General features: G+C 59.4%; 16 protein-coding genes. 7 read left to right on the top strand and 9 right to left on the bottom strand.

Features of this window, described 5'->3' with window-relative positions:
- Positions 1 to 9: 9 nt before the first annotated feature.
- Positions 10 to 1998: an RNA-binding domain-containing protein gene (locus tag BBG20_RS01710; RefSeq protein WP_065899666.1), complete on the bottom strand. Its 1989-nt coding sequence runs from the start codon at positions 1996 to 1998 to the stop codon at positions 10 to 12.
- A gap of 1146 nt (positions 1999 to 3144) precedes the next feature.
- Here BBG20_RS01710 and BBG20_RS01705 point away from each other — a divergent pair.
- From BBG20_RS01705 to BBG20_RS01685, 5 genes are all read left to right on the top strand, one after another.
- The gene (locus tag BBG20_RS01705; RefSeq protein ID WP_065899664.1) at positions 3145 to 4125 is read left to right on the top strand and encodes an integrase domain-containing protein; all 981 of its coding nucleotides are present in this window, start codon (positions 3145 to 3147) and stop codon (positions 4123 to 4125) included.
- Complete coding sequence (locus BBG20_RS31535) at positions 4122 to 4397, top strand: hypothetical protein (protein ID WP_083221310.1); 276 nt, start codon at positions 4122 to 4124, stop codon at positions 4395 to 4397. The genes BBG20_RS01705 and BBG20_RS31535 overlap by 4 nt, the downstream gene beginning before the upstream one ends.
- Positions 4398 to 4593: 196 nt before the next feature.
- On the top strand, positions 4594 to 6966 hold the full coding sequence (locus tag BBG20_RS01700; RefSeq protein WP_065899662.1) for a TOTE conflict system archaeo-eukaryotic primase domain-containing protein: 2373 nt from the start codon (positions 4594 to 4596) through the stop codon (positions 6964 to 6966).
- Positions 6967 to 7489: 523 nt separating this feature from the next.
- Positions 7490 to 8104: a FecR domain-containing protein gene (locus tag BBG20_RS31530; RefSeq protein WP_226940011.1), complete on the top strand. Its 615-nt coding sequence runs from the start codon at positions 7490 to 7492 to the stop codon at positions 8102 to 8104.
- A gap of 211 nt (positions 8105 to 8315) precedes the next feature.
- On the top strand, positions 8316 to 10625 hold the full coding sequence (locus tag BBG20_RS01685) for a TonB-dependent siderophore receptor (protein ID WP_226940012.1): 2310 nt from the start codon (positions 8316 to 8318) through the stop codon (positions 10623 to 10625).
- A gap of 161 nt (positions 10626 to 10786) precedes the next feature.
- On the opposite strand, the gene pelG is transcribed toward BBG20_RS01685, so the two are convergent.
- The 8 genes from pelG to BBG20_RS01645 form a co-directional block, all read right to left on the bottom strand.
- Positions 10787 to 12157 carry an exopolysaccharide Pel transporter PelG gene (gene pelG, locus BBG20_RS01680; RefSeq protein WP_065899656.1) on the bottom strand — a complete coding sequence of 457 codons (1371 nt, stop codon included), beginning with the start codon at positions 12155 to 12157 and terminating at the stop codon, positions 10787 to 10789.
- On the bottom strand, positions 12158 to 13672 hold the full coding sequence (gene pelF, locus BBG20_RS01675; RefSeq protein WP_065899655.1) for a GT4 family glycosyltransferase PelF: 1515 nt from the start codon (positions 13670 to 13672) through the stop codon (positions 12158 to 12160).
- On the bottom strand, positions 13662 to 14657 hold the full coding sequence (locus tag BBG20_RS01670; protein WP_065899654.1) for a HEAT repeat domain-containing protein: 996 nt from the start codon (positions 14655 to 14657) through the stop codon (positions 13662 to 13664). The genes pelF and BBG20_RS01670 overlap by 11 nt, the downstream gene beginning before the upstream one ends.
- On the bottom strand, positions 14635 to 16002 hold the full coding sequence (locus BBG20_RS01665) for a PelD GGDEF domain-containing protein (protein WP_065899653.1): 1368 nt from the start codon (positions 16000 to 16002) through the stop codon (positions 14635 to 14637). Before BBG20_RS01665 ends, BBG20_RS01670 begins: the two co-directional genes overlap by 23 nt.
- A gap of 5 nt (positions 16003 to 16007) precedes the next feature.
- Complete coding sequence (locus BBG20_RS01660) at positions 16008 to 16526, bottom strand: penicillin-binding protein activator LpoB (protein WP_065899648.1); 519 nt, start codon at positions 16524 to 16526, stop codon at positions 16008 to 16010.
- 26 nt (positions 16527 to 16552) lie between these two features.
- On the bottom strand, positions 16553 to 20161 hold the full coding sequence (locus tag BBG20_RS01655; protein ID WP_065899646.1) for a tetratricopeptide repeat protein: 3609 nt from the start codon (positions 20159 to 20161) through the stop codon (positions 16553 to 16555).
- The gene (locus BBG20_RS01650; RefSeq protein ID WP_065899643.1) at positions 20139 to 22952 is read right to left on the bottom strand and encodes a bifunctional glycoside hydrolase 114/ polysaccharide deacetylase family protein; all 2814 of its coding nucleotides are present in this window, start codon (positions 22950 to 22952) and stop codon (positions 20139 to 20141) included. Before BBG20_RS01650 ends, BBG20_RS01655 begins: the two co-directional genes overlap by 23 nt.
- A 63-nt stretch (positions 22953 to 23015) precedes the next feature.
- Positions 23016 to 23948: an NAD-dependent epimerase/dehydratase family protein gene (locus tag BBG20_RS01645; protein WP_065899641.1), complete on the bottom strand. Its 933-nt coding sequence runs from the start codon at positions 23946 to 23948 to the stop codon at positions 23016 to 23018.
- Between the two features lie 494 nt (positions 23949 to 24442).
- On the opposite strand from BBG20_RS01645, the gene BBG20_RS01640 reads away from it, so the two are divergent.
- A complete protein-coding gene (locus BBG20_RS01640; RefSeq protein WP_065899638.1) occupies positions 24443 to 24943 on the top strand; it encodes a sigma-70 family RNA polymerase sigma factor in 501 nt (166 codons plus the stop codon).
- Positions 24943 to 25890 carry a FecR domain-containing protein gene (locus tag BBG20_RS01635; protein WP_065899635.1) on the top strand — a complete coding sequence of 316 codons (948 nt, stop codon included), beginning with the start codon at positions 24943 to 24945 and terminating at the stop codon, positions 25888 to 25890. Before BBG20_RS01640 ends, BBG20_RS01635 begins: the two co-directional genes overlap by 1 nt.
- Positions 25891 to 25952 lie beyond the last annotated feature (62 nt).

Below are 25952 nucleotides of genomic sequence, written 5' to 3'. Positions count from 1 at the left end.
GCCGTTAGCCTACTCCTCGTCCTGTCCACTAATGTACGCTTTGTACGCCTGCCTTTCATGAGTCGGCTTGGACGGAAATGCCAACTGAATCTGCCTGCTTTTCACCATTCCATTCAAGTACTGCTGACGGAGGGCATCTGGACTGCGCTTTACCAAATTAGCCAAAACGTTGAGCGTCAGATAGTGCTCCTTGCATAGGGTGATAATCACCTGTTGCATACGATCCTTTTGCATGCGCTCTCGATTGCGCGGCTCCTCAGCCAGTATTTCGAGCTTTTCTCGAAACCCTGCATCAAGCCTGTCCAAAGCATCGATCAGCGGCGCGTCAATATGATCGCTCAACAGGCAGCCATCATCGTTTCGCTGCATATCCAGCTCGACCTTATGTTCGGAGCTACCTGCGTTATGTTCGGAGCTAGCCCCGTTATGTTCGGAGCTGCCGGCGTAATGTTCGGAGCTCTGTAGCGGACCTGCGAACACTTGCTCCGGCGTAGGCAGTTGCTCACCCGGCAGGTGATAAATCATGCCCCGTGATCGCCCGTCGGGCACAAGGAATCCCTCGCGTACCAACCGTGCAAGCAGTTGGCTCAAGTCATGAGCATGAGTATCACAAATCTCAAGGAGACGATTATGGCTGACCACCCGCTCAATCGCGGCTGTGGCCAAAATCAACCTAGCAGTATGTTCCAAGCTTTCGAAACGAACCCCAAATCGCTCTCGTAACTGCTCCACCACCCCTTCTGGAAGCAAGTCCAACATGCGAAGCTCAAGCAGGGTTTGCTCGGGCTCGGGCTTTTCATAAAGGGCTGGCGGTCGCCAATGCTGGCTGCGCCACCCGCTGTAGATTTTTGGAACCCCAGAACCACCACGCTCGCCAAGGCCGATAAGAAGAAACATTTGGTGCATTAGCCTGTTCCGGCAATCGCTGGTACCACCTTGCAACACCTGCTCAAGGGGTAAACGTAAGCCGCCAGGATTGCGAAAACCAAACAAGTCAGGACGCTTCACGACTAACACGGAAACCCGCCCGGTATAGTCAGCATGGACCAAGGTATTAACCAAAGCCTCGCGCAGAGCTTCATGTACCGGTGTGTCATCCTGGCGCTGATCACCTTTGAGAGCGAACGGTACCTTTAAGTCCTCAACCAACTTGCGATAAACCCGCCGGTAGAAATCAAACAGATTTCCTGACCAGGTTCCATCAGGGACGAGCCTATCCACCCAACGTAGTTCTGTTTTGGCGTACGGCCGCTCCTGATAGTCCACAAAGTAATGCGGCACACTCTCTTGGATCGAAAGCCAGCGTCCGAACATGAGTAAACCTGCCAGAGTCAGCCCTTCGACTCCGTTCGCGCGGTCCTTACGCCAACCTCCTATCTGTCGGAGAAACTCAATCCCTTGGTACTCCAGCGCTGGATGGCTTGGTTTTATGTCGCTTAGCATCTGGCGGTAGATACGCAGACTGTCCGGATCAATGTCCGCGAAGTCGTAATTCGGCAAAATCCGCTCGTCCCGACAGTCCTCCACTTGCTCTGCGAACATGCGGCGAACATCTTCCTCAGAGCAACGCCGATCACCCTCATGTAATCGACGATAAGTGTTACCTAGCGGCTGACCATTGAGAAATACCGGCTTCTGCTTACGCGAAGCCGCCGGGATTTTCACTTCAAGTACCTGCTTGCCCTCCAGCTCTCTGACGACCACCTCCCGGTCAGTCAGCAGATTGACACTGACCTTGGCCGGATTGTTGAGGGTATTGAACAGGTCAGTACGTACTTTCTCGATATTTGATAGGCCTGCGACGCTGAACTGCCCATCCTTCTCGCGCACGCCAAGCAGTACTACCCCACCCTGAGTGTTAGCAAAAGCGGAGTAGGTTAACCAGAAATCCTTAGGCAACTCTCCCTTCCCATCCTGCCCCTGAGCGAGCTTGCATTCGAGCTCGACAGATTCAACCAGCGAGGGCAGGTCTTCAAGGGTGTGGGGATTGAGTGACATCAAAAGACTTCCTAAATGATCAGCCTGCTTCAAGTAGCTGCAAAAGGTCGAAGAAAAGACATACGTGCGGGGATTGTACTCAGTCTTCCATAGTCGCACGCAACTCGACGAGCGGAGACTGATCATGAACTGGTGGAGCCGATTCCCAGTCACCCATCAGCAGGAGGATGTCACTCCTCACGACTCTGCACGAATGTCACACGGCCAAAAGCCAATCGCGGCGCAGCAAAGTAAGCGTACGTTCTCGAAAGCTCGATGATCCGCTTGTCCACGCGGGTCCATCCAAGCGGGGCTGCAAAGCCGCCCTGTTTGGATGGACCTCACTTAAAAAAACTAAAGCCCACACAACTATCTGTGGAAAACCACTGATTTCCACCGGTGAATAATTTCATCCACAGCCGCAGAAACCCCGACAATTCGAGCCTTGACCCGAATTATCCACAGGCGTAGAAAAGATCGGGCAAAGCGCTGTCGTTGACTGCAACCCAGGTAGCCAGAACCTTTAAGGCTACGCCACACCGTGGTGGTTCTCCCAAAGTGCGATTAGCGTCCGGCGGCTCGCACGGTCACAGCGATGTGATGGATGCCTACTTTTACCAGTGTGCCCACTGCGGCAACTCATCCCCTTTCATAGCTGCCCTGCAGCAACCCTATCCACTTGGCCATTTCCGTGCGCCAACCTGCGCCCGTCTCTTTCTTCCGGAAAGAGACGGGCGCTCCTACCGCTGCTGCAGCCCAAATCGTACAAGGCTTTGCGGCATCCCCCCTCGTGACAATCGGCGTGACAAACACCGAAATCACCAGCAACAGCGATGCAGATGATGGTGCCGCAGCCCACGGAGTGGACTGCACCTGACTGACAGTCAGGCACGCCCCGGTCATCGCTTCACTGCCTTCACCCGACTCAGGATCTCGCGGCGCCGGTCTCGTCGGCCAGTGCAGCCTCCACCCGCCCACTTCTTTGGAAATGTTCAGGAGGTCAGATCATGAGATGCCCAAGCTCCCGGTCGTAAAGAGCCGCCAGTCCTGCGTTAGAGGACAACCCTCACAGGTCGCAGGGGCCTTGATCCCTGATAACACTCAACATTCTTGGCGGGATGACGTGGGGAAAAGCTTCAACGTTTTGGCTTCGAGAGGAGTTTGGTCATGGGATTGGTCGGTAGACGAGATGGGCGGAATTTTGGCTATGGCCGGCAACTGAGTTATGCCGGACCGCAAGCGCTCAAGGATCTGTTTGCAGGTGGCCACTTCGCCACGGTCAAAGCGCATAGCGATCGCTGGCAGGCGTTTGTACGCTGGTGTCGGTCGAAGGATGGACCAGGGATTAACGATGCGCGACAAATTGATCGGAAGACCTTACTAGATTACGCCGGCCATCTGCGTCACCAAGTTGAACAAGGCGCTATCAGCATCGCCACCGCGCAAAACCGGTTGTCCAGCGTAAACCGAACCATGGCCGCACTTCGCGGTGATCAGTATGTGAAAGTGCCGAGTCCGAGCAAGACGCTGGGAATGCGGCGGAACAGTGTTCGTCGCTCGGTGCCGCAAGGCCAAGACCGCGAACACGTGAAGCGGATCGTCGACGTGCTCTGCGAACACCAAATGCCGCGTGCGGCGGCCATCGCCCAGCTGACGCGAGCCACCGGCATGCACTTGCGCGAGGCCATCTTGGCCGACCTTCCGCGCCTGCGAAGAGAAGCCGAACACTACGACAAGATCAACATCCAGGATGGCACCAAAGGTGGCCGCGGCGGCGCAACCGCGCCTCGGTGGATCAGGGTGGATGACCATATTCGCGAAGCGCTCAGGTACGCCGAACAGGTCTCTCCCGACGGTAGCCGCAACCTGCTGGCACCGAACGAGAGCTACCTCGATTTCCAACCAAGTGTCATACGCCTCGCCCGAGACATCCTCCATACGCACAACCTCAAAAGCTTCCACGAATTGCGCGCGGCTTATGCATGCGAACGCTATGAGCAGATCACCCATCACCTAGCGCCCATCAACGGTGGCAGGGGCAGGCGCCTCGATCCATGCCTTGATCGAGAGGCACGCTTACAAATCAGCTATGAGCTGGGACACGGTCGAATCGACGTGGTATCGGCGTACATCGGTGGTCGGGTATGAATAAACCATTCGATATGGAGATCTTCTTGACTGGGGCACTGACTGGAGCACATGCCACACGAGAACGTCACATCCGCCAGGCAAAGACTATTCAAGCAGCCATTTCTGAACGCTGGAACCGAGATAATCCATGGACATGGCAAAGAAAGCATCTCGTTTGGTTTTTGAACCACCACATGAACTCAAACTCGAAATCGACGCGCTACTACTACCTGCTGACCACGAGCCTGATCACTCTGCGCCTAGGAAAATCCTGGAATTTTCAACGTTAGCCGAATGCCAGCAACTGCGCGCTCTGTATCCCTAACTGGCAGATTGAGCCAGCCAACAATTTGATTGGGATTAGGGCGGACCTCTTGAGCTCCTGAACCTAACCTCTGTTGTTTGATAACCTCTATGTTTTACTGATGGACTGAGGGTTGTAGCTCGAGGCTACAGGCTTCACCTGAGACGTAGAGGCTGAAGGCGGTGATAGACACTAGTCTGGTGGCGAAGCTAAGGGCTGAGAATGCAAGATTGGTTGCCTTGCTGGATGCTCATGGCATCGAATGGCGCCCGCCTGCTGAGCCAGTCAAGATAGCGATTGTCCAAGCAGAACAATCACAGCAACTCGATACTGATGGAAAGCTTGCCCTATTTCGAAGCTTGTTTCGTGGTAGGACGGACGTTTATCCCATCCGCTGGGAAAGCAAGGCAGGCAAATCAGGATACGCACCCGCTTGCGCAAACGAATGGAGGCCTGGCGTTTGTGAGAAGCCCCGAATTAAATGTGGCGACTGCAGTAACCGCCAGCTGCTTCCGCTGACCGATGAGGTGGTCTATCGCCATCTGGCGGGCGAAGTGGTCGTTGGTATCTACCCCCTACTCTCTGATGACACTTGTTATTTTTTGGCAGTCGACTTCGATGAGGCCGAATGGCGAGATGATTCCAAAGCTTTTGTGCAGTCATGCCATGAGCTGAACGTCCCGGTGGCGCTGGAAATATCGCGCTCAGGCCAAGGGGCTCATGGCTGGATTTTCTTTGAGCGTAATGTTCCTGCCTGCGATGCGCGCCGCCTCGGTGCCGCAATCATCAGTCATGCCTGTGAGCGCACCCGCCAGTTGGCGCTCAGCTCCTACGATCGACTGTTTCCAAACCAGGACTATATGCCCAAAGGCGGCTTTGGAAATCTCATCGCGCTCCCTTTACAAAAGCGGGCCAGGGCCCAAAACAATAGCGTTTTTGTAGACGATTCGCTTGAGCCTCATCCTGATCAATGGGCCTTCCTGGCATCGATTCAGCGCATGAGTCCAGAAGATATCCAGCCCGTTATTATCCAGGCGATGGGTAATCGGGACCCTTTAGGGGTCGCCTATGTCGATGACGAAGGTGATGCAGAACCTTGGAAAAATCGTGAATCGAGATCACGTAAATTGACATGCCCGTTGCCTGCTGCTGTCAACATCACGCAGGCTAACTTAATTTACTTTGAAAAGTCGGAATTGCCACAGCCATTGGCAAACCAGCTTGTCCGGCTCGCTGCCTTTCAAAATCCTGAGTTCTACAAAGCTCAGGCCATGCGCATGTCAGTGTGGAACAAGCCAAGGATTATCGGTTGTGCCCAGAACTTCCCCAAACATATTGCGTTACCACGTGGCTGTTTGGATGCTGCGCTGGAGCTTTTAGAGGAAAACGGGGTTACCCCTATTCTTAAAGACGAACGCTTCGCGGGCGACCCCATCGACGTGAGCTTTCTCGGGACCCTGCGTTCTGACCAAGAGGCTGCTGTCAGCGCAATGCTAAGTCATGACACCGGTATCCTCTGCGCACCGACAGCTTTCGGTAAAACGGTGAGTGCTGCTGCGTTGATTGCCGCACGTGGCATTAACACGTTGGTGCTTGTGCATCGGACGGAACTGTTAAGGCAGTGGCAAGAGCGCTTGCAGGCGTTCTTGGGAGTCGGGAATGGTGTCGTTGGTACTCTTGGGGGCGGAAAAGCGAAGCTTACAGGCATCATCGACATTGCCGTCATGCAGTCGCTATCGCGAAAAGGCGAGATCAGCGATCAGGTAAAAAACTACGGCCAGATCATCGTTGATGAGTGTCATCACCTATCAGCAGTGTCATTCGAGGCACTACTGAGGAGCGCGACCGCGCGGTACCTATTGGGACTCACAGCGACCCCAGTGCGCCGAGATGGACAGCAGCCCATTATTTTTATGCAATGCGGACCGATCCGACATTCTGCTGCTCGACCAGCGAGTGCGCCCCATGACCTCTCTGTCGTGCCTCGATTGCTGCCCAAACCAATAGTGGTCCCCGACGGCTTTAAGATTCAGGACGTTTTTCGGCGTCTAGCCGACGACTCTGAGCGGACAGCCAAAATCGTCTCGGAGATTGAGCTGGCGTACAACGAGGGTAGAAAAATTCTAGTGCTAACGGAGCGGACGGAACATGTGGATGCCCTTGAATTAGAATTGAAGCAGCGCGTGCATAACCTTTTCACGCTTCATGGGCGAGTGCCCAAGAAACAGCGGATTTCCCGTATGCATGAGCTTGAGTCCCTTCCCCCTGATGCTCCACGAGTGCTGTTGGCAACAGGAAAACTAGTAGGTGAAGGCTTCGATCATCCGCCGTTGGACACGCTGGTGCTGGCAATGCCCATCTCATGGAAGGGAATCCTTCAGCAATATGCGGGGCGGTTGCATCGATCACATGCCGATAAGGCCGACGTGCGAGTGATCGACTTCGTTGACGAGGGTAATGTCGCGCTGATGAGGATGTGGGATAAGCGCCAGGCGGGTTACAAAGCGATGGGCTACCGCATGGCTGATTCTATGGCCACCATGGACCTACTCTAACTCTAACGTGGTTGACCGTTGACACATCAACGGCCCAACTCTCATAGACGAATGACCGGCCGCTGTAGGGGCAACTCCGGCCCTTCGCCGTTAGTCACGTCAAGCAAGATCCTCAGCCGTACGAGGACCTTGAGGTAGTTTTAGAGGTAGAATCGCACAGGGCTTTAAGTATTAATCAGCTAATTCAATAACTTATTAGATCGTTCGACTCCTGGTGCCGCACCATACGCAGTACCAGAAAAGGCTCACCGAAAGGTGGGCCTTTTTTGTGCGCTCTCGATTTTTGTAGGAGCTGCCGAAAGCTGGGAAGGCGTCATCCAACACAAGAACAACAAGCCCCCGGACCTACTCATTCCGTAGGAGCCGAGCTTGCTCGCGATAGCGATCTCAAGCAATCGAGCAATAACAGGCATGAACGTCGTTACAGCTTCCAGTCAGGCGCATTTAATCCACCCATTAAATCTCACTACTGGAGTCGCCTGCGAACAACGACGCATCAACCGAGCAAGTCCCGTATCACTCAATGCTCGCTCAACAGCGTACGAGTATCCGTGAGCGTCGCTCGCTGCGCTCATACGATGGCTCACAACTGGCACTGAACGCGGATACTGCATTGGATATCCGCTCCGACTCAAAACAGCGGTTGATCCAGGTGTACCGTGGCGAAATGCTTGTCAAGACCGCCCAGGATCCCACCCAGCGCCCATTTATCGTTCAGACCGGCGAAGGTCGGGTACGTGCGCTCGGCACCCGGTTTAGCGCCCGTCAACTGACCGAACAAACGCGTGTTGGAGTCCTGCAAGCCGCTGTTGAAGTAAATCTGCACCAGCATGTTGAACGCACTCTGCGCCTCAATGCTGGAGAGCAAGGCACCTTTGACCGCGATGCAGTCGATGTAGCCAGCCCTTTACCCCTGTACAGGGCATGCTGGGCGTCAATGACTGGCGGCTGGACGCTTTCATCGAAGAGCTGGGACGCTATCGCCCTGGCGTACTGCGCCGCATCGGTTCAGGGGCTGAGCATCTCAGGCGCGTTCCGCATCGATGATACGGATACCGTGCTGGAAAACCTGAGCCAGGCCTTACCGGTGAGAGTGCACTACCTGACGCGCTATTGGGCTAGCATCGAACCGGCATGAGTTCGATTTGAAAATGTTTAACGAGTCACCTTGCTGATTTTGATTCTCATCCGTCAATGACACAAGCCGCGATGACGGCGACTTTCTGCCATGACAACGGAAGGATCAACGAATGCCCCTGCTTCCCCTCTATGCGAAGACTTCAATGACCCGCCCGGTTCGCTTGGCCCTCTTTGGACTGAGCCTCGCGAGTCTGTCGGGGCTGGCGCTAATGTCCACGCCAGTTTTGGCGCAAAGCCAGACGTCCTACCAGATCGCCTCAGGCCTGCTTGGCACTGCCCTGACCCAGTTCGGAGTGCAGGCGGGCGTGACTATTTCATTTGATACCGAGCAAACCCGCCGTCTGACTACGGCGGGCCTGACTGGCGTGTACAGCGTCGAGGAAGGGCTGATGCGCTTGCTGGCGAACAGCGGGTTACAAGCGCAGCGTCAGAGCAATGGTGGCTACGTGTTGATCCCTGCCAATAACGGAACCACGGTGGTGCTTGGCGCGACGAGTGTCACGGGCCAATCGCTGGGAGCGACGACAGAGGGGAGCGGATCGTACACCACCGGCTCCATGAGTACCGCGACCAAACTGGCCACCTCCATGCGCGAGACGCCGCAGTCGGTCACGGTAATCACTCGCCAACGCATGGATGACCAGAACATGCAGTCTCTGGAGGACATTTCGACTCACACCCCAGGCCTGACCATGCGCAAAACCGGTGGTGAGCGCCCAGAGTTCTATTCCCGCGGTTCCGCCATCGACAACATCATGATTGACGGGCTGCCAGTCGCGTATGACAGCGACACCCTTGGCACGTCGACCCTGGCGATGTTCGACCGGGTTGAAGTCGTGCGCGGTGCGTCGGGCCTGATGCTCGGCGCCGGCAACCCCTCCGGCACCCTCAACCTGATCCGCAAGCGCCCCACCGTCGAGCCGCAAGTTTCAGTCACCTTGGGCGCCGGCTCGTGGGACAACTACCGCACCGAAATCGATGCCAGCAGCGCACTCAATTCTGTCGGTTCGATCAGAGGCCGCGTGGTCGGTGCCTTCCAGGACAAAGACAGCTTTACCGATGGCTACAGCAGCAAGCGCCAGTTGTTGTACGGCATCACCGAATTTGACCTGAGCGAAGCCACGACCCTGACCCTCGGTGCGTACTACAACCGTGAAGACAACCCGGGAGCCGACTGGTCGGGCATCCCGACCAGGGCCAATGGCACGTTCCTGCCGATATCCCGCTCGACGCGCATGAGCCCGAACTGGACCTACTGGAACAAGAAAAACACCAGCGCATTTGCCGAAATTGAGCACCGCTTCGACAACGACTGGAAACTGCGCCTGAATACCACGTGGCTGCGAGGCGACCTGGACATGCTGGGCACCAGTTTCTATCGACTGGACCCCAGTGCAGATCAGTTGAACCTGAACGTGGGCCGCTACACCTACCAGCACACACAAAAAAGCGTCGACGGCTACGTTTCCGGGCCCTTCACCCTGTTTGGTGCGACCCACGAACTGGTACTCGGTGGCAGCTATCGCAATGATAAAACCGACGATGGCCCCGGCGGTGGTTTCCTCAATGACCCAAACATCGTGCTCGACCCATCAAACTTCGACTATCACGGCGTAGAAAAACCGGCCATCAACTACAACTGGTCTCGTAAGGGCAAGGTCGATCAATACAGCACCTACGCCACCGTGCGCTTCCATCTGCGCGACGACCTGAAATTGATCCTCGGTTCACGCCTGGATTGGTATGAATACGAACAGAACACTATTTCCGGCGACTACACATTCGGCGCCGACTACAAGGCTACGCGCGAATACACCCCCTATGCCGGCCTGATCTACGACATAAACGATACCTACTCGGTGTACACCAGCTGGACCAGAATCTTCCAGCCGCAAGCCAACGTGGACTTCCAGGGCAGCCTTCTGCCGCCGGTCACGGGTACCAACCGTGAAGTCGGGATCAAGGGCGAGTACTTTGACGGGGCGCTGAACGCTAGCCTGGCCTACTTCCAGTTGAACCAGGAAAATCTCGCCCAAGGGCTTGATGCCTGTGCACCGGGTGTTGCTTCCTGCTCCGTGGCCTCCGGCGAAGTGGAAACCAAAGGCGTCGACCTTGAACTGCAAGGCATGCTTGCCCGTGGCTGGCAGGCCTCCGCCGGCTACACCTACGCCGGCGCCAAGAACGTCAAGGGCGGCAGCGGTCGCTTCGACAGCGACACGCCATACAACCTGCTCAAGCTGTCCACCACCTATCAATTGCCGGGCGACCTCGAAAAATGGTCAATCGGCGGTTCATTCCGCAGCCAGAGCAGCACATACACAACCTACGGCGTATCGCAGGGCGGCTACAGCATCGTCGACCTGATGACCGGCTACAACGTGAACAAAAACCTCAAGGTCCAAGCCAACCTGAACAATGTGTTCGACAAGCACTACTACCAGAGCATCAGTAACCCGGCGGGCGCAAACATCTTCGGCGACCCGCGTAACGTGGCCGTGACCATGAAGTGGAGCATGTAAGCTACATCTTCGGAGAATGACAACATCCTGCTTGGGCAGGTGCGCGCCGCAACATGCACTCAGGCGCTGTACACCCCGGCAGCGCCGAGCAATAAGCCGCAGGCAACAAAAAGGGCACTTGCCTAACCGCCAAGTGCCCTTTTTATCACCCGCAAATACGCTTAACGCGCCAACATGAACGTCTCATATTCCAGGTCTTCCAGCGCCGACGACAGGCGCGCCAGCCCCAGCAAAACACACACCAGCAACGACAGCGTGAACCCGTAGCCGAAGAAGCTCGGGCCCAGGTGCATGCTGAGGAGGGTCAGGCCGGCGTTCAACACGGCGAACAGTACGCACAGTTCCAACACCACGCGACGTTTGTCGAGGTAGAAGAACACGTTGAGCAGCGCCATGAACACCACCTGGATGCTCACGCCGATCAGGTCGATGTAGAACAGTGGCAGGTAGTAGCTGGAGATGCCGATCCACTCGAGCAAGCGCGGCGCGAAGAGGAACAGCAGGACCACGGTGAGGCCCTGGACCTTGCAGATTTCCAGCAGGCCCTGGCGAATGGACAGAGTCATTTCGGTTTTCAGCGAACCGATGTGCTGCAAGGTCTCGCCGTCGCGTATGGCGCGGAACAGCCGGTCGTACCATTCGGCGAAGTCGGTTTCGATGCGCACCAGGAAAACCGCCATGCCAGGGATGATCGCCAGGTACGCGATGAAAATCGGCATGTCATACAGGATCGAGGCGCGCAGCGGGCCGATGACGGCGTTGGAAGTGCCTGGGTTGAACCAGAACAGGATCTTGTCGACCCAGATGCCGAAGTTGTAGAAGAACCCGGTGACCAGCAGGCTGAGGAACACGTTGCGACGATTGAGGAAATCGAAGGCAATCATTTTCTCGGCACGGTATTCGCGCAGGATGTCGTAGAGGTACAGGAACAGTAGGCTGCCGTGCCCGATCAACAACGCCAGCAACAGGCCGGGCATCTTCAGGAAGCTCAGCAACCAGGCACTCGCCACCATCAGCGCGTAACCCACCACCATCACCAGCAGGATGCGGTTATATTTTTTCATCCCCGAGAGGAAGATGATCACCAGCCACAGGTTGCACAGCACCACGAAGTTCGACAGTACCAGCACGCGGTAGATCAGGGGCTGATCGAACAGCAGCGCCAGCACGATGACACCCAGTACGCCGGCGCCGACGGTGACCATCAACAGGATGCCTAACAGGTTCGGCAGGATTTGCTCGTAGCGTTGCTCGAACAATTGGTCGGACACAAAGCGGGTGAAGAACAACTGCAGCCCACCCGTGAGGATCAGCGAGCTGGCCATCAGGTAGGTCACTGTCACCAGGAACTGCCCGACCAGTGAGTTGGGCAACAACAGGCCGAGGCTGATAATCCCCACCAGCATTACGCTGATGATCGACAACACCCACGGCCCGGAGCTGATCAAGCCCGCATACACGTAGGCGTGCAGGGTTGCGGTGTATGAGTCGCGCGAAAGAATCTTGCGCAGTTCGAAGCCAATACCGGCCATTTAATTGTTCTCCATGGCTGCCTGGTACAGGTCGCGGTAGCGCTGCAGCATCAAGGCTTCGGTGTAGTAACGGTGGACCCGCAAGAGCCCGCTGGCCTGTGCGGCCTTCCAGCGTTCCGGGCTGCGCAGCAGTTCGAGGATCGCCGCCGAGGTGGCTTGTGGGTCGGCGATCGCCACCACTTTGCCGGCGAGGCCAAGGTCACGGTCTTCGGCGCTGCCACCTTCGATCAATTCTCGACACGAACCGACGTCGCTGCTGATCACCGGTGTACCGGCGGCCCAGGCTTCGAGGATCACCAACGGCTGGGCCTCGCTGATCGAGGTCAGCACCATCAGGCCCAGTTTGGGCAGGATGTCCTGGATGCGCTGGAAGCCCAGGAAGTGCACCTTGCCTTCAAGCCCCAGACTGGCCATCAAACTGCGGCATTCGCTGACGTACTCGGGATCTTCCTCTTCGGGGCCGACAATCCAGCCCTCGGCCTGTGGCATGGCGCTGATCACACCGCGCATGGCCCGCAGGAAGGTCTTGACGTCCTTGATCGGGACTACCCGCCCAATCAGCCCCACCACCGGCGCAATGCCCGGCTCGCGGGATTCCAAGGCCTTTGCCCACTGCGACAGGTCGATGCCATTGGCGATCAATTGCGTGCGGCTCGGGTCGGCGCCGTCCTTGATCTGACGCTGACGGTTGCCGTCATACAAGGCAATGATGTTGTCGGCGCTGTTGTAGGCCAACTGGCCGATGCGTTCGAAATAGCGCACCCACAGCGTGCGGATATACCCCGAGCCGCCATCGAGGCTGCGGTTGAGCGCCTGGCCGGAGCTTTCGGCGATCCACGTGGCCTGGGCCAGGTCGATCTTGCGCTCCTTGGTGTAGATGCCGTGCTCGCTGAGCAGGTAAGGACATCCCCAGCGATGCTTGAGGATGCACCCCAGGAGCCCCGCGTAACCGGTGGAGATCGAGTGCAGCACGCGCGCACGCGGCATCTTGCGCGAAGCTTCGGCGAGCATCAGCAACGGCGACTGCAGCGAGCGCAGGGTCCAGAAATAATTGACGAAGGAGGGGTCGGCGCAATGCTGGCGATAGCCTTCGCTGAGGGTCTCCCAACTGGCGCGGCTGCGCAGTACATCGTCGAGGGTCATGTGCCCTTCGGCGATACAATTGAGCATGCGCTCGCCCAGCTCGCGCGGGGGCGCGTCCGGGTGGTGCAAGAAGCGATACAGGTCGGCCAACTGCTGCGGGTCGGCCTCGCGTGGCTTACCGCGCTGGTTGGCGGGATGGGTGGCATCCTCAAGGAAGACTTCTTCGATGTGCACCACGTTTGTCGGCACTTCATAGCGTCGCGAGGAGTACGCCGAGCGCTGGCCGCCGATGAACATGACCGAAAAGGTCAGCTCCGGCAGGCCCAGGATCATCTGGTGAATCCAGCTCGATACCCCGCCGCGCACGTACGGCCAGGTGCCTTCCAGCAACAGACAGATATCAGCGGTGGGTGTCGCTTCCTTATGATTCATTCCAGCTCCTCACCAGCTCAGCGAACGGAGGACGCTGGCGGGTTTTCTCGGGAAGGCTGGCGAGCAACCCAGGGATTTCGTGATAACGACCGGCTTCGAACGCCAGCTCAGCATGAAACGGCAGCAATTGCGCGGCGCCCAGGCCATTTCGCTCGGCCTCGTGCAACAGCGCTTCAGCTCGCTCGTTCTCGCCGCGCTCCAACGCGATACGTCCCGCCAACAGCAGTAGCTCGCCGCCCTCGCCCGCGGCCAAACCTTGCTCGGCGTGTTCGCTGGCTTGATTGAGGACGTGTTCGAGCACACTGCCCTGGGCCAGGCCGAGGTAGGCCAGCTCCCAATACCAGCGCGCCAGCATGCTGTGCACCGGGCCTGCCATGCGTGGGCTCACGCCGGCCAATTGCTCCAGGGCCATCTGGATGTGCAGGTTGATGTCGCTTTCCTGCTTGTCGAGCATCGAGTACGCCAGCAGGCGCACATCGTCACTCGGATCGCCCAGGGCCAATTTGAGGATGGGCACCGCGTCCTTGCCGGGCATGCGCCGCGTCGCCAGCAAGGCTGCCAGGCGCTGGTCCGGGTCGGGCGCGTGACGCAACACATCCTGCAGGCCGCCATCGGCAAAAATCGGCGTGCGTGTCTGTGCCTGCGCACGGAACGGCAGGCCCGGGATGCCGACAGCCTGCCAGGCCTGGCGGTCGCGTTTACGCGGCAGGTACAGCGCCGGGAAGATTGCCGCCACCACGCCCAAGGTACCGATGACCGGCACGAAGAATGCCAGGCAGAAAATGAACAGCGGGCTCCAGGGAAGCGGTGCACGGTAGCGCGCCGGCAGCATCCGCCACACGGCAGCGCACAGCATCAGGCAGGCGAGGCCGTGGCTGAAGATAAACACCAGCAGTTGATGCAACTCCGGCGCATTGAGCCACAAACTGGCCCAGCTGCCCGCCTCTAACAACAAGGCTCCGCTAAACAGCCACTTGCTGATCATTCAGGCCACACTCGTTGTGAAGAAAGTTACGCAGCCCGTTGCGGTCACAGCCAGGCTCCAGGTTGAAAGGCATTACCCGCACACCCAGGCTGTCAAAATCGGTGTCGATGCCGAAGTGCTCGTGCAACAACAGGCCGATACGCGCCAGGTAGCCTTGGGTGCCTTCCGGGCTGGTCAGCGGCAACAGGACCAACAGCAAAGGATGATCGCGGTTGTTGCGAACCGGCAGGTGCAGGTCGAGACCACGCTGGCTGCGCTCCATCAAACGCGTCAACTCGTCGTTGGGGCGCGTCATTTCAAACGCGAACAGGCCGGCCGGCAACGTGTGCTGCTCCGCATCCACCAGCGAGCGCTTGAGCTGCAAGGTGAACTGCTGCGCGTCGGCATCGGGCAGGCGCAGCACTTGCGGATCGCGGCGCAACAGGTCGGCGATGTGGCCGGCGAGCAACGACAGGAGGCTCAGCGTGCGGTCCTGGAACGCGAAGAACGGCATCTGCCGGACCGCCAGGATCGCCAGCAGGCGACCTTCGGCGTCGATCAGCGGGATGCATGCCTGCAGCGATGAGAACTGCGCGGAGTTGCCGGAGTCGATCAGGTCCTGACGCACGCTGACCAGCTCGCCACGCTCCAGGCACAGGGTGATCAGACCGTCGTCGGTGCCCAACGGGCCCATCACGCCGATCATGGCCAAGGCCTCGGGCAGCACATTTTTTTCGCTTTCATCGACACGGTACAGCCCGGCAACGCGCAGGGCACCGTACTGGCCCAGCATCGCCACGATCGGCTCGGCCAGGTCGCTCAGGGCATCGCCTTCGATCGGCATGCTGCGCAGCTTCTCCCGCAGGCCCAGCAACGAACTGCGCAGGCTCTGATCGCTGCCAGCGACGCGCTGCTCCAGCAAGTCATGGGAAACCCGCAGGATCTGGTGAGCGCGGGTGAACTCATCAAGACGGTACTGACGGTACTCGTTGGCCATCTGCAGACGCTCCAGGCGGCGCACCCACAGGTCGCGAACTTCACCCACGAGCATCCCGCACACCAGCACGCCGACGATAAACGACGGCTCAAGCTCGGTGTAGCCTGCATGCCCGGTGTAGCGCAGCACGAACAAGGCCACTACCAGCAGACCTGCGCTGAACAAGCCGCGTACAAAACCGTAACGCACACCTAACAGCAGCGGCGCCAGGATTACCCAAGGGAAACCACCGTGCATCTGCAACGGGTCTTCGGGAGTCAGCCAGAGGCCGAGGCCAATCGCGGCACCCGTCACTATCAGCGTTTCCAGCCAAGACACCGGCCCGCTGGCGCGGGGCGCCAGGCTGTAATCCATGTGTGGAGAATTCATTGCGTTCACTCGAACCGAAGGGCGCCAACAAGTTTGTCGATTACCGTCTGAGCATTGCCCGCCAGGCTTTCACGGGACCAGCCGGCGCGCGCGCCGCTCTTGCTCCAGAGCACGGTACCGTCCTTGGCGTCCAGCACGCGCAGGCTGATGCCGACCGCTGGCTCGCCGTCCAGGCCGTTCTTGTATTGCCACTCTTCGACGCTGCCTGCAACGACGTAGTCGAGCTTCTGGTCGCGGGCCCACTCGAGGGCGCCGGTGAGGCGCTCGTTGTCATCCATCAGCGCTTGTTCGCCCTGGGTAGTGGTCGGGTAAACGCGAGGCTGCAGACCGTGGCTGCTGAGGACGCTGAGCAGGATCTGCTCGCTGCGCTCACCGGCTTGCGGGGTCTGGGAATAGTTGACCATCGGCACGATGCCCCATTTCGCACTGCGCGACAGGTTCGGGCTGTTTTCACTGGTGAAGCTCGAGCAACCGGCGACGAACAGTACTGTCAGGGCCAGGCTCAGTGTACGAATTGCTTGCATAGGTTTTTCTCCCGTAGATTCTGTAATCAGCGCCCGAAACGCACGCCGTAGCTCATGCCCAGTGTGCCGCCGGACTTGCCATCCCCGCCCTGTGGGGCAGATTGGTAACCGAAGGTCAGGGCCAGTTCGTCATCACCCAGCACTTCAAACCCGATGCCCGTGTTGATGCCGTAGTTGAAAGTCTGATCGGTCCATTGCCAGCCCGCCGTCATGTCCACCAGCCAGGTGTACTGCGGCTTGCTGCGCACCAGTGCGCCGGGTATGCCACGACGCCACGAAGTGCCGACGTAGAGCTGGCCATAGCGGCTTTGCAGCAGGTCGGCGCCGGTCACGGTGTCGACATCGAGAGGATCAAGCTGGCCGGTGTCAGGGTCGGTCGACTGAGGCGTGATCTTGACGGCGCCGCCATTGCGGCTGGACAGGTAGTCCAGGTTGCGATCCTTCACGTTGTTTTTCTGGTAATCCAGGCCGCTGCGCACCGTCCAGTTAGGCCCGGCGAATTCCAGCGTGTGGTTGAGTTCCAGCTTCAACGCCTGACCAGTCCCCAGCGAGTCACCCGCGCGGGTCGAGAACGACCGCTGCGCAACTTCCCAGCTCAACTGATCGCGTGCGGTCAGGCCGTGACGGCCCCCCACCCAGGCGCGGTCCTGCTGGCCGAAAGCACGCATCAGGCCGCTGTCGTCACTCTTGCGATGCCAGTCCAGGCCGGTCTCGATCTGGTGGCTGTTACCCAATTGCCACATGCGTGACAGGCCCAGGCCGTTACGGTCATCGTCCTTGCGCTGGCTGGTGTCGGCGAAGAGCTTCCAATTGCCGTTTTCAACCGAGCGAACCAGGGTCAGGGCGGCATTGCTCTCATCACCGATACGGGATGAGATGATGTCGTCGCCCTTGTAGTTACCGTGCTCGGCTTCAAGGTCGGCGTACCAGTTGTCACCCAGGTTATGCGCGATTTCCAGGCGCGGCGAGTCAAACGACAGGCCACCGAAATCCTGCTTCTGATAGGACAGCAACGCGCCTTGCGGGGTGCTTTCGTGAATTTCCACGGCCTGGCGACGCAGTTGCTCGTTCACTGAAGACGGCTGGTCGTCGCCGAGGGCAGACAGGCTCGTCTCCAGGGCTTCGTTGGTGCGCCCCAGACGGCTCAGCGCTTGGGAACGCTGGGCCGGGTTCAAGTCGCTGCTGGCCAGCAGGGTTTCAACCTGGGCCTTGTTGCGGCTGCGCAGGGCTTCCTGGATCTGCTCGTAGCGATCGACTTTCAAGCCTTGGCTGCGTGCCCACTCCAACCACTGGTCTTTCTGCGCTTCCTGGTTGGTCGCGTCCAGGCGGGCCAGCAGACGCTCGAACCACATCTGCTTCATCGACGGCGAACCGTCCTTCCACTTCAACAATTCCTGCTGCGCCTTGCGAGGCGAGTAGCTGCTGGACATCAACCGCAGCCAGATCGCATAACGCTGGGACGAAGGTTGCAGGTTGTCGGCCTCAGGGTTACGCAGCAGCTTCAAGCGCAGGCGCTGGGCGGCGTCCTGGTAACCGGCGGTGTCCAGTGCGTCGGCGTAGGCCGCTTGCACCAGCCAGTCGTTCGGGGTGAGCTTGAGGTACATGCGGTACCACGCCAAGGCCTCGGTGTCGCGCCCCAGCAACTGGCTGGCGCTCGCAAACGGCAGCCACAGCAAGCGGTCTTCACGCGCATAGGCACGCCACTTGGTGAGCAGTGGCTTGAGCTTGGCGGTGTCGGCCTGGTCGACATACAGCCAGGTCAGGCGCTCGCGGAACAGGTTGTCATCCGGGTAGTTTGACAAGCCGAGCAGGTACAGGCGCTCGGCCTCGGCCGTGTCGCCCTGCTCGATAGCCAGCGCGCCACGCACGGCCAGGACCTGGGCTTGCTCGTAGGCCTGCGGGTATTTGCGGGCGTCATCCAGCAAGGCGATCACTTGGTCCCAGTCCTGCAATTCCTGGGCGAGCTGCAGGGCTTCGACCAGGCGTTGAGGATCCTGGGCGCGGTGCCAGCTGGCAACCATCAACTCCAGCGCGCGCTGGGGGTTGCTGACGCGATACAGGGAGATCAACTGACTCTCGTCGCCGCTGACCAACTTGCCGTTGATGGCGAGCAGGCGCTCCAGCGACACACGCAAATCCTCATCGCGCTCCAGGTCCCAAGCCAGTGCGGCACGTGTGTGCCAGTACTCCGGATCCTGAATGGAGGGATCATCCACCTTGACCACGTCCCACGCAGCCTGCTCTTCGAACAGCTTCATGTGGGTGCTGGCCCAGTCGACCTGTTCGGCTGTGGTCAGCTTGTAGCGTTTGGCGTAGTCCTTGTAGAGCTTGCCTTTGGCGGCGAACTGCCCGGTGTTTTCCAGGTTTTGCAGCAAGCGGGTCCAGGCCAGGCGGTGCGAAGGGTATTTGCGCAGGTAAGTACGCAACCAGGCTTCGGCCTCGGCCGGTGTACCGCGCGATTCGTGACCGTAGATCAACGCATCCAGCTCGATATCGGTGAGTGCGCGCTGTTGCATGATCTCGGCAAGCAACGGGATCGAGCGGTCAAAGTCGAACTGTTGGCTGGCCAGGCGCCAGGCGTGTTCGCGGGTGGCCGGGTCTTCCTTGAGCTTGAGCAGGCGAACCCAGTAGTCCAGGGCCGCTTCGTTATCGCCGCGCCACTCACCGAGTCGGGCCATTTGCTCGAGCAGCTCGGTGTCATCCGGGTAATCGACGGTCAATTGCTGGCCGGTTTCCCAGGCACCGGCCAGGTCATTGATGGCCAGGCGTACGTGGAATTCTTTCAGTGCAATTTTCGGGTTGTCCGGCTGCAACACGCGCCATTGTTGCAGCACGCGCTGCGCAAGGTCGTAATGCTTGGTCGCCACGGCGACATCGACGCCCTGCTCCAGCCAGGCCGGATCGGTCTGCGGGTTGGTGAGGTCGGGCAACTCATCGGAGAGCACCTGTGCGGCTTGCTCATCTTGGCCTGCCGACAACAGGCTGTTGAACGCCAGTTGTGCGTACTCGCGTCGCTCGGCCGGTTGCTGGGCATCGCGTTTGAGTTGCAGGTAGATCTGCGCGGCACGCGCGGGTTTTTCACCGGCCATGAACCACTGCGCAGCGGCTTTGAGTGATTCACTGCGCTGCGCCGGATCGCGCGCGGCGATCTCTTCGAACACGCTGGCAGCAAATGCCGGTGCCTGCAATGTCAGCGCCAGCTTCGCCAGGTTCTGCAGCTGTGGCACCGCCAGTTTGCGGTGATCGAATGTTTCCAGGCGCTCGACCAGCGCCTGCTGCGCAATCAGGTCGTTGCTGCTGGCCGCGACCAGTGCATCCAGTTCCAGGCGATAGTACGCCTGGGTTTCCGGCTGCGGCTTGGGCCAGGCCTCCAGGTGCTGGCGCGCCTTGGTGTAGTCACCGAGGCGAATCAGCAAATCAACCAGCTGCAGGCGCAGGTGGTCGTCATCCGGGTGGGCCGTCAGCAGCAGCTCGGCGTAGTTGGCCGACACTGCGTCCGGCTGGCGCCCATCCGGCTGGAAGACTTCTTCGCGCTGGAACGTCGCCCACAGCAGGCCGCCCACGGCGACCGCGACCACCGCCAATGCCCAAGGATTGAGCAGGCGGCTATTTTTAGTTGCAGAGGAGCTGACCATTACTCACCTGCTTCATAGGTAATTGAAAAGTCCAGAGGCCGGCTGACGCCTTGCCCGCGAAACGCTGTCCATCGACTTCCACGCGACACGCCGTCGCCGAACGTACGGAGAAGGTCAGGTCGAACTGACCGGCAAACGCAAAACTCACGCGATTTGCATCGATGTAGCGCCAGTCAAGCAACGGCAGATTTGCCTCCTCCAGGGCGGGCCTGGGGTCTCGATCCGGGCGCAGCACCAGCAAGGCCTTGTCACTGCTCAGCGCCACATAGCGCCCTTGCGGCAAGTCGCGCACACCGGCGATGCCTTGGGATTGGAGCAGGTCCGGCCAGCCCATTTGCGCATCAAGGCGCACGGTGCGCAGCGCGTCCATCCCGCGGATCTGCCAGGCCCCGTCAGCGGTTCGCGCCAGGCTCGCCTGGTACAAGCCGTGCAGGCGGTCGACGTAATCGCTCATCCACAAGGACATCGGCTGCTGATCGCGCATGTAGCCGTAGATCTCATGCATGGCCTTGATCGAAGCCTGCTTGGTGCTGGAGTAGAAGTGATAGTAAAGATGCAGCCCGCGCAGGCGGCGGGGGCTGTCGGTGAGCTCGAAGGTCTCGATCAACTCGCGGAACCCGTAATACGGCCCCTTCCACAAGTTGGTGTAGAGGTTTTCGTTGATGATCGGCGCGTAGTATTGCAGCCCGCCCGGGGTCGGCCGCAGCAGCGGGTTGAGGCCCGTGAGTGACGGATTGGCCTTGGTCATGATGGTTTCGGCACCGTTGACGTTTTTCAAGCCAGCGTCGTAGGCCAGTTTGATCGTGTCGGACGATGGCAGCGCGTCACCTGGCCAGAACACCATCTTCACCGGCTTTTGCGGGGTGGTCAGGTTCTGGTTGATGTAGTCGCGCGAGCCGAAGATTTCACGGCGAAAATCAATTTTGTCGTAGCCGGCGATCTTCATGTTCATGCCGTATTCCGCGTTGAAGTTCTCGCGTTTCTTGGCTTTGTTCGGCTGCATGAAAAACGGGTGGCTGAAGGTGTGGGTGGCCACTTCAACTTTCGGGTTGGCGAAGATCTCGCGCGCAATCGGCTCCAGTTCGCGTGCCAGGAACGGGAACGCACCACGCGGCGAAATTTCCCCCTCGATGATCGACACCGACGTCAGGAACGGGTTGGGCTTGATGTAGTCGTCCAGGGTGTGACGCCCGGCGTAAGGCGTGCCGCGTACTTCGGCGCGCGAAGGAAAGCCGTCGCCGTCAATGTGCACGGTCGCGATGCGACGGCCATTTTCGGTGGTGGTGTCCGGGCGCGGCTGGTTCGGCAGGCGCAGGCTAGCCTGGAGAAACGCAAAGGGATCGAGAATCCAGCGGCTGCGCTCGTTGTTGATTTCCAGGATATAAGGCGCGAGGGCCAGGCCACCCCATTTGCCCACTACTACCGGGGTGAATACGTCGCCACCGACGCCTTTCAACGACAGCGCCGGGGTCGGGCCGCCGGGCAGTACCGAGACCGCGGCCAGGTCACGGGAGCGCGGCACTACAGGGGCTTCAAAAGCGCCGAGCAGGGCCTTGTCCTGATGGGTGACGGTCAACACCTGTGTCGCCGGCGGCGCATCGCGCTTGAGGCCCAGGCGCTTGAGCAGCAGCTTGTCTTCGACCGGCAGCCCGCTGAAGAACACCACGGGAACCTGCTCGTCGAGGCGCGCATTGAGGAAACGGTTGAACGCCGGGGCATCCTGCGGCGGGCCGCTGGTCATCCAGGTAATCACGCCGGCGTACAGGCCACTGAAGCTGTAGAGCGGCAGATTGCTGTCGGCCGGCAGGTAGTCGACGCGGTAGCCCAGGTATTCGAGCAGGCCGCCAAGATTGGTATGGCCGGCGGCATCTTCCATCGCGCCTTCACGCGGATCGTAGATCAACGCGATACGGCGCGGCTGCACTTCGATACTGCTGATGCCCAGTGTGTTGAGGTCCGGGGTGCTGATGTACGGGATGAAGCCTTCATCGCGCAGACGCTTGGCCAGCGTGCGGGCTTCTTCGCGGCGCTCCGGCGGCAGGTAGTCGATCGCGACCAACGGGATGCCTTTGGCACGCAGCGGTTGCAGGTGTGTTTCCAGCCACGCGCGGTCGGACTCCGATACCGGGCGATAACGCTTGGCGGCGGCATCCCAGCCGGCGTGGATTGACTCGACCGCAACGGCAGCGGCGACGCCGTCCAGTTCGGGCAGTACTTCGAAACCACGGTTGAAGAACAGCTTCAGCTTGGGCTGACGTTTGTGCAATTCCCGCAGCAGGCTGGCCAGGCCAACGCGCTGGGCTTCACGGGAGGCTGCAGGCACCAGTTGGAAACTGTCGAGCGTATCGAGAAACAGACCAGCATAACCCTGGGCTTCCAACGCCTTCGCACGGCCAAACAAATGCTCGCGCCAGGCGGGTGAAGTGAGGTCCATGACCTGGCTGTCCCAGGCATTGTTGCGTACCGGCGAAACAGCTTTGGTCAGCCCGGCCTTTTCGATTTCCGCCTTGTTGCCGTCGAACTCCCCCACGGACAAGTAGGCAAACGGCTGGCTGCCCAGGGCCCGCAAGGTTTTCACATCGCCCGGTGTCATATGGCCTGGCTCGACCACGGCCCAGTCGAATTGCGATAACTCTGGCAGTGGCGGCTGGTCGGCGTACCAGAAAGCCACGCTGGCTGGCTGGGGTAGCACAGCAGCCTGGACCGCTGGCCCGCCGACGAACAAGGCAAGAGCAGCTAATAGCCGCTCAGCGATCACGCGGACACGCGTCCTGCGGAAAACGATTTCCATAATTCACTCTTGAAAAATGACTGAGCCAATACTGCGTTAACGACGGACAGGTTGACCGGCGAGTTACAAACTTCGCAAAAGCTGCGCCAGACCCTGGCCGATGGAGGTCGGTTCCGGGAGTGCAAAGCGTTCCAGCAAACGGGTGTTGTTGGCGCGCGAATGGCGAATGTCACCTTGGCGTGGCGCCTGGTACGTCACGTTCAGCGGGGTGCCCGTGGCCTTGCCCAGTTCGGCGATCAGGTCATTGAGACTGGTCGCGCGGTTAAGCCCGACGTTGATGGCTTCAGGGGCCGGCTTGCGGGTCTCCACGGCCTGGACCAGGATGCTGACCAGGTCCTGTACATAGACGAAGTCGCGTGTCTGCTCGCCGTCACCAAAGACCGTGATCGGCTTACGGGCCAACGCGCGTTCGGTGAAGATGCTGATCACACCGGAGTACGGCGAGGAAGGATCCTGGCGCGGGCCGAAGATATTGAAGAAACGGAAGATCACCGGTTCCAGGCCGTGCTCGCGGCGATAGAAGTCCAGGTAGTACTCACTGGCCAACTTGTCGCTGGCATAAGGGGTCAGTGGCGACTTGGGGGTGTCTTCGGTGATGGCCGTGCCTTCGCCGTTGTTGCCATAGGTCGCGGCGCTGGAGGCGAACACCACGCGCTTCACGCCGGCCTTGAGCATGCTCTGGCAGACATTGAGGGTGCCGACGAAGTTGGCTTGGTGGGTGGCGACAGGATCGTCTACCGACGCCTGCACCGACGCCACTGCGGCAAGGTGGACGACGGCGCTGCAGTCGCGCATGGCTTGGTCAACGACGGCGCTGTCCGCCACGTCACCGACGACCAATTCGAGGTCGGCATTGTCGACGGGCAGGTTCGTCACCTTGCCGGTCGACAGGTTATCGAGTACGCGAATCTTGTAGCCTTTGCCAAGCAAAGCATCTACCAGATGTGAACCAATGAAACCTGCACCACCCGTAACCAGAATTCGTCCAACAGCCATGTAGTTTTCTTCCTAAAGACTCGAGCGCAGGCGTGTAGAAGCGAGCCTGCTAAATAAAGTGACAGCGTTTATTAGTTAACTCTGGCCGACGCCGCCGGACCGTTTGAATCCGAGCCGCCATATCCCTTTATCTTGAAAAACCACAGCGGGACGAACGCGCGTCATTAATGTCATTTTAATGGCTTAGAGCCATCAAAACCGTCGCGAATAATGTTGGATGAATATCAAACTGTCAACGCTTTGTCTTATCTGCCGCCCAACGGCATTTTTTGCGCAAAAACGTCACTTATTTGACGACATAAATGGAGCCATGGAGGGCGTTCGATAACGGGTTTAGTCGCGGGAAAAGTGCGGATACGTACGAGCGGAAAGTTTAAAAAGACCGACATTTTAATAGTACCGAACGCACTAAAAGAACATTCAAAGGCCTTGCCTAATAAACGTGCCATCACAATAATGAGAGCCATTACCATTTACACTTCGGTGGCACGCTCATGTCGACCCTCGATCCTTCAACACTTCACCAGCTGTACAGCGAACACAACAGTTGGCTGAAGGGCTGGTTGCGGGTGCGCCTGGGGAATGCTGCGGATGCGTCCGACTTGGCGCAGGACACGTTCGTACGGGTGATGACGGCTCGCCACACTACGCCCATCCGGGAGCCACGCGGCTATCTGAGTGCGATTGCGCGTTCGTTGCTGATCGATAAATCCCGGCGCCGGGCCATTGAGCAGGCTTACCTGCAGGCATTGGCGCTGCGGCCGGAGCCGGTGGAGGTGTCGCCGGAGGTGCGCTTGTCAATCATTGAGATGCTGGTGTCCATCGACACGCTGCTGGATGAGTTGGGCACGCGCACACGCGAGATTTTTCTCGCGGTGCAGTTGGAAGGCTTGAATTACGTAGCGGCTGGCGAGCGATTCGGGGTGTCGGTGACCACGGTGAAAAATCACCTGGTTCGCGCCATGACCCAATGCCTGTTGCTGGTCGAAACCTGATGGCTACACCGCCGGACCTCAAGACGCTGGAGGCCGCCGCCACCTGGTACGTGCAGCTCAATGACGGTACGCCGGTTGAGGCGCGCACCCACGCCTGGCAGGCCTGGTTGCAGGCCAGCCCGCAACACGCGGCGGCGTGGGCACGGGTCGAGGCGCTGCAGCAGCAGTGGGCGAAGATGCCTCGCCAGGCGGCGCTTTCCGGTCTGGGCGCGGCGCAGAAACAACGTCGCGCTGTGTTGAAGATTCTCGGCATGCTGCTCGCGGTAGGTGGCTGTTCGTGGCTGGCGGTGGAACAGGTGCCGTATCGCGCGGTGCTCGCACAACACCGCACCCACACCCGGGAACGGCGCTCGCTGAGGCTCGACGATGGCACGCAACTGGAGTTGAACACCGGCACGGCGCTGGATATCCGCTTCGACGCCCACCAGCGGCTGATCCAGCTGTACCAGGGCGAAATCCTGGTGCAGACCGCCAAGGACCCGGCCCAGCGCCCACTCATCGTCAGCACCGGCGACGGCACGATCAAGGCGCTTGGCACCCAGTTCAGCGTTCGCCAATTGGAAGACAGCACCCACGTCGGTGTGCTGGAGGCCGCCGTTGAAGTCCGCCCGCGCCGCCAACCAGAACAGGCGTTGCGCCTGGAGGCCGGCCAACAGGTCACGTTCGATCACGATGCGCTTGAAAACGCGCGTCCTCTGCCTCCCGGCTCGGCGGCATGGGTTCGCGGCATGTTGAGCGTGGACGATTGGCGCCTCGGCGACTTCATCACCGAGTTGGGTCGTTACCGCCCAGGCGTGCTGCGTTGCGCGCCGCAGGTCCAGGACCTGAGCATTTCCGGCGCGTTCCGCATTGACGACACCGACACCGTGCTGGAGAACCTGAGCAAAACCCTGCCGGTAAGGGTGCGCTACCTGACCCGCTATTGGGTCAGCATCGAACCCGCCTGAAAACTGTTCGCGCGCAGCCTTGCCGATTTTGATCTCATCCCGAACAGTGGGTGGAAGGTTTT

The organism is Pseudomonas aylmerensis (assembly GCF_001702265.1).
GTDB classification, from domain to species: domain Bacteria; phylum Pseudomonadota; class Gammaproteobacteria; order Pseudomonadales; family Pseudomonadaceae; genus Aquipseudomonas; species Aquipseudomonas aylmerensis.
Note: the sequence above shows the minus strand (reverse complement) of the source record. Positions and strands in the feature narration are given on the sequence as shown.

What these genes read in the sequence shown, in the direction of transcription:
- BBG20_RS31535 (WP_083221310.1), top strand. Translation starts at nt 4,122, where the DNA reads ATGAATAAACCATTCGATATGGAGATCTTCTTGACTGGGGCACTGACT.
- BBG20_RS01660 (WP_065899648.1), bottom strand. Translation starts at nt 16,526, where the DNA reads ATGCAAGCAATTCGTACACTGAGCCTGGCCCTGACAGTACTGTTCGTC.
- BBG20_RS01705 (WP_065899664.1), top strand. Translation starts at nt 3,145, where the DNA reads ATGGGATTGGTCGGTAGACGAGATGGGCGGAATTTTGGCTATGGCCGG.
- BBG20_RS01665 (WP_065899653.1), bottom strand. Translation starts at nt 16,002, where the DNA reads ATGAATTCTCCACACATGGATTACAGCCTGGCGCCCCGCGCCAGCGGG.
- pelF (WP_065899655.1), bottom strand. Translation starts at nt 13,672, where the DNA reads ATGAATCATAAGGAAGCGACACCCACCGCTGATATCTGTCTGTTGCTG.
- BBG20_RS31530 (WP_226940011.1), top strand. Translation starts at nt 7,490, where the DNA reads ATGCTCGCTCAACAGCGTACGAGTATCCGTGAGCGTCGCTCGCTGCGC.
- BBG20_RS01640 (WP_065899638.1), top strand. Translation starts at nt 24,443, where the DNA reads ATGTCGACCCTCGATCCTTCAACACTTCACCAGCTGTACAGCGAACAC.
- BBG20_RS01635 (WP_065899635.1), top strand. Translation starts at nt 24,943, where the DNA reads ATGGCTACACCGCCGGACCTCAAGACGCTGGAGGCCGCCGCCACCTGG.
- BBG20_RS01710 (WP_065899666.1), bottom strand. Translation starts at nt 1,998, where the DNA reads ATGTCACTCAATCCCCACACCCTTGAAGACCTGCCCTCGCTGGTTGAA.
- BBG20_RS01645 (WP_065899641.1), bottom strand. Translation starts at nt 23,948, where the DNA reads ATGGCTGTTGGACGAATTCTGGTTACGGGTGGTGCAGGTTTCATTGGT.
- BBG20_RS01650 (WP_065899643.1), bottom strand. Translation starts at nt 22,952, where the DNA reads ATGGAAATCGTTTTCCGCAGGACGCGTGTCCGCGTGATCGCTGAGCGG.
- pelG (WP_065899656.1), bottom strand. Translation starts at nt 12,157, where the DNA reads ATGGCCGGTATTGGCTTCGAACTGCGCAAGATTCTTTCGCGCGACTCA.
- BBG20_RS01670 (WP_065899654.1), bottom strand. Translation starts at nt 14,657, where the DNA reads ATGATCAGCAAGTGGCTGTTTAGCGGAGCCTTGTTGTTAGAGGCGGGC.
- BBG20_RS01655 (WP_065899646.1), bottom strand. Translation starts at nt 20,161, where the DNA reads ATGGTCAGCTCCTCTGCAACTAAAAATAGCCGCCTGCTCAATCCTTGG.
- BBG20_RS01685 (WP_226940012.1), top strand. Translation starts at nt 8,316, where the DNA reads ATGTCCACGCCAGTTTTGGCGCAAAGCCAGACGTCCTACCAGATCGCC.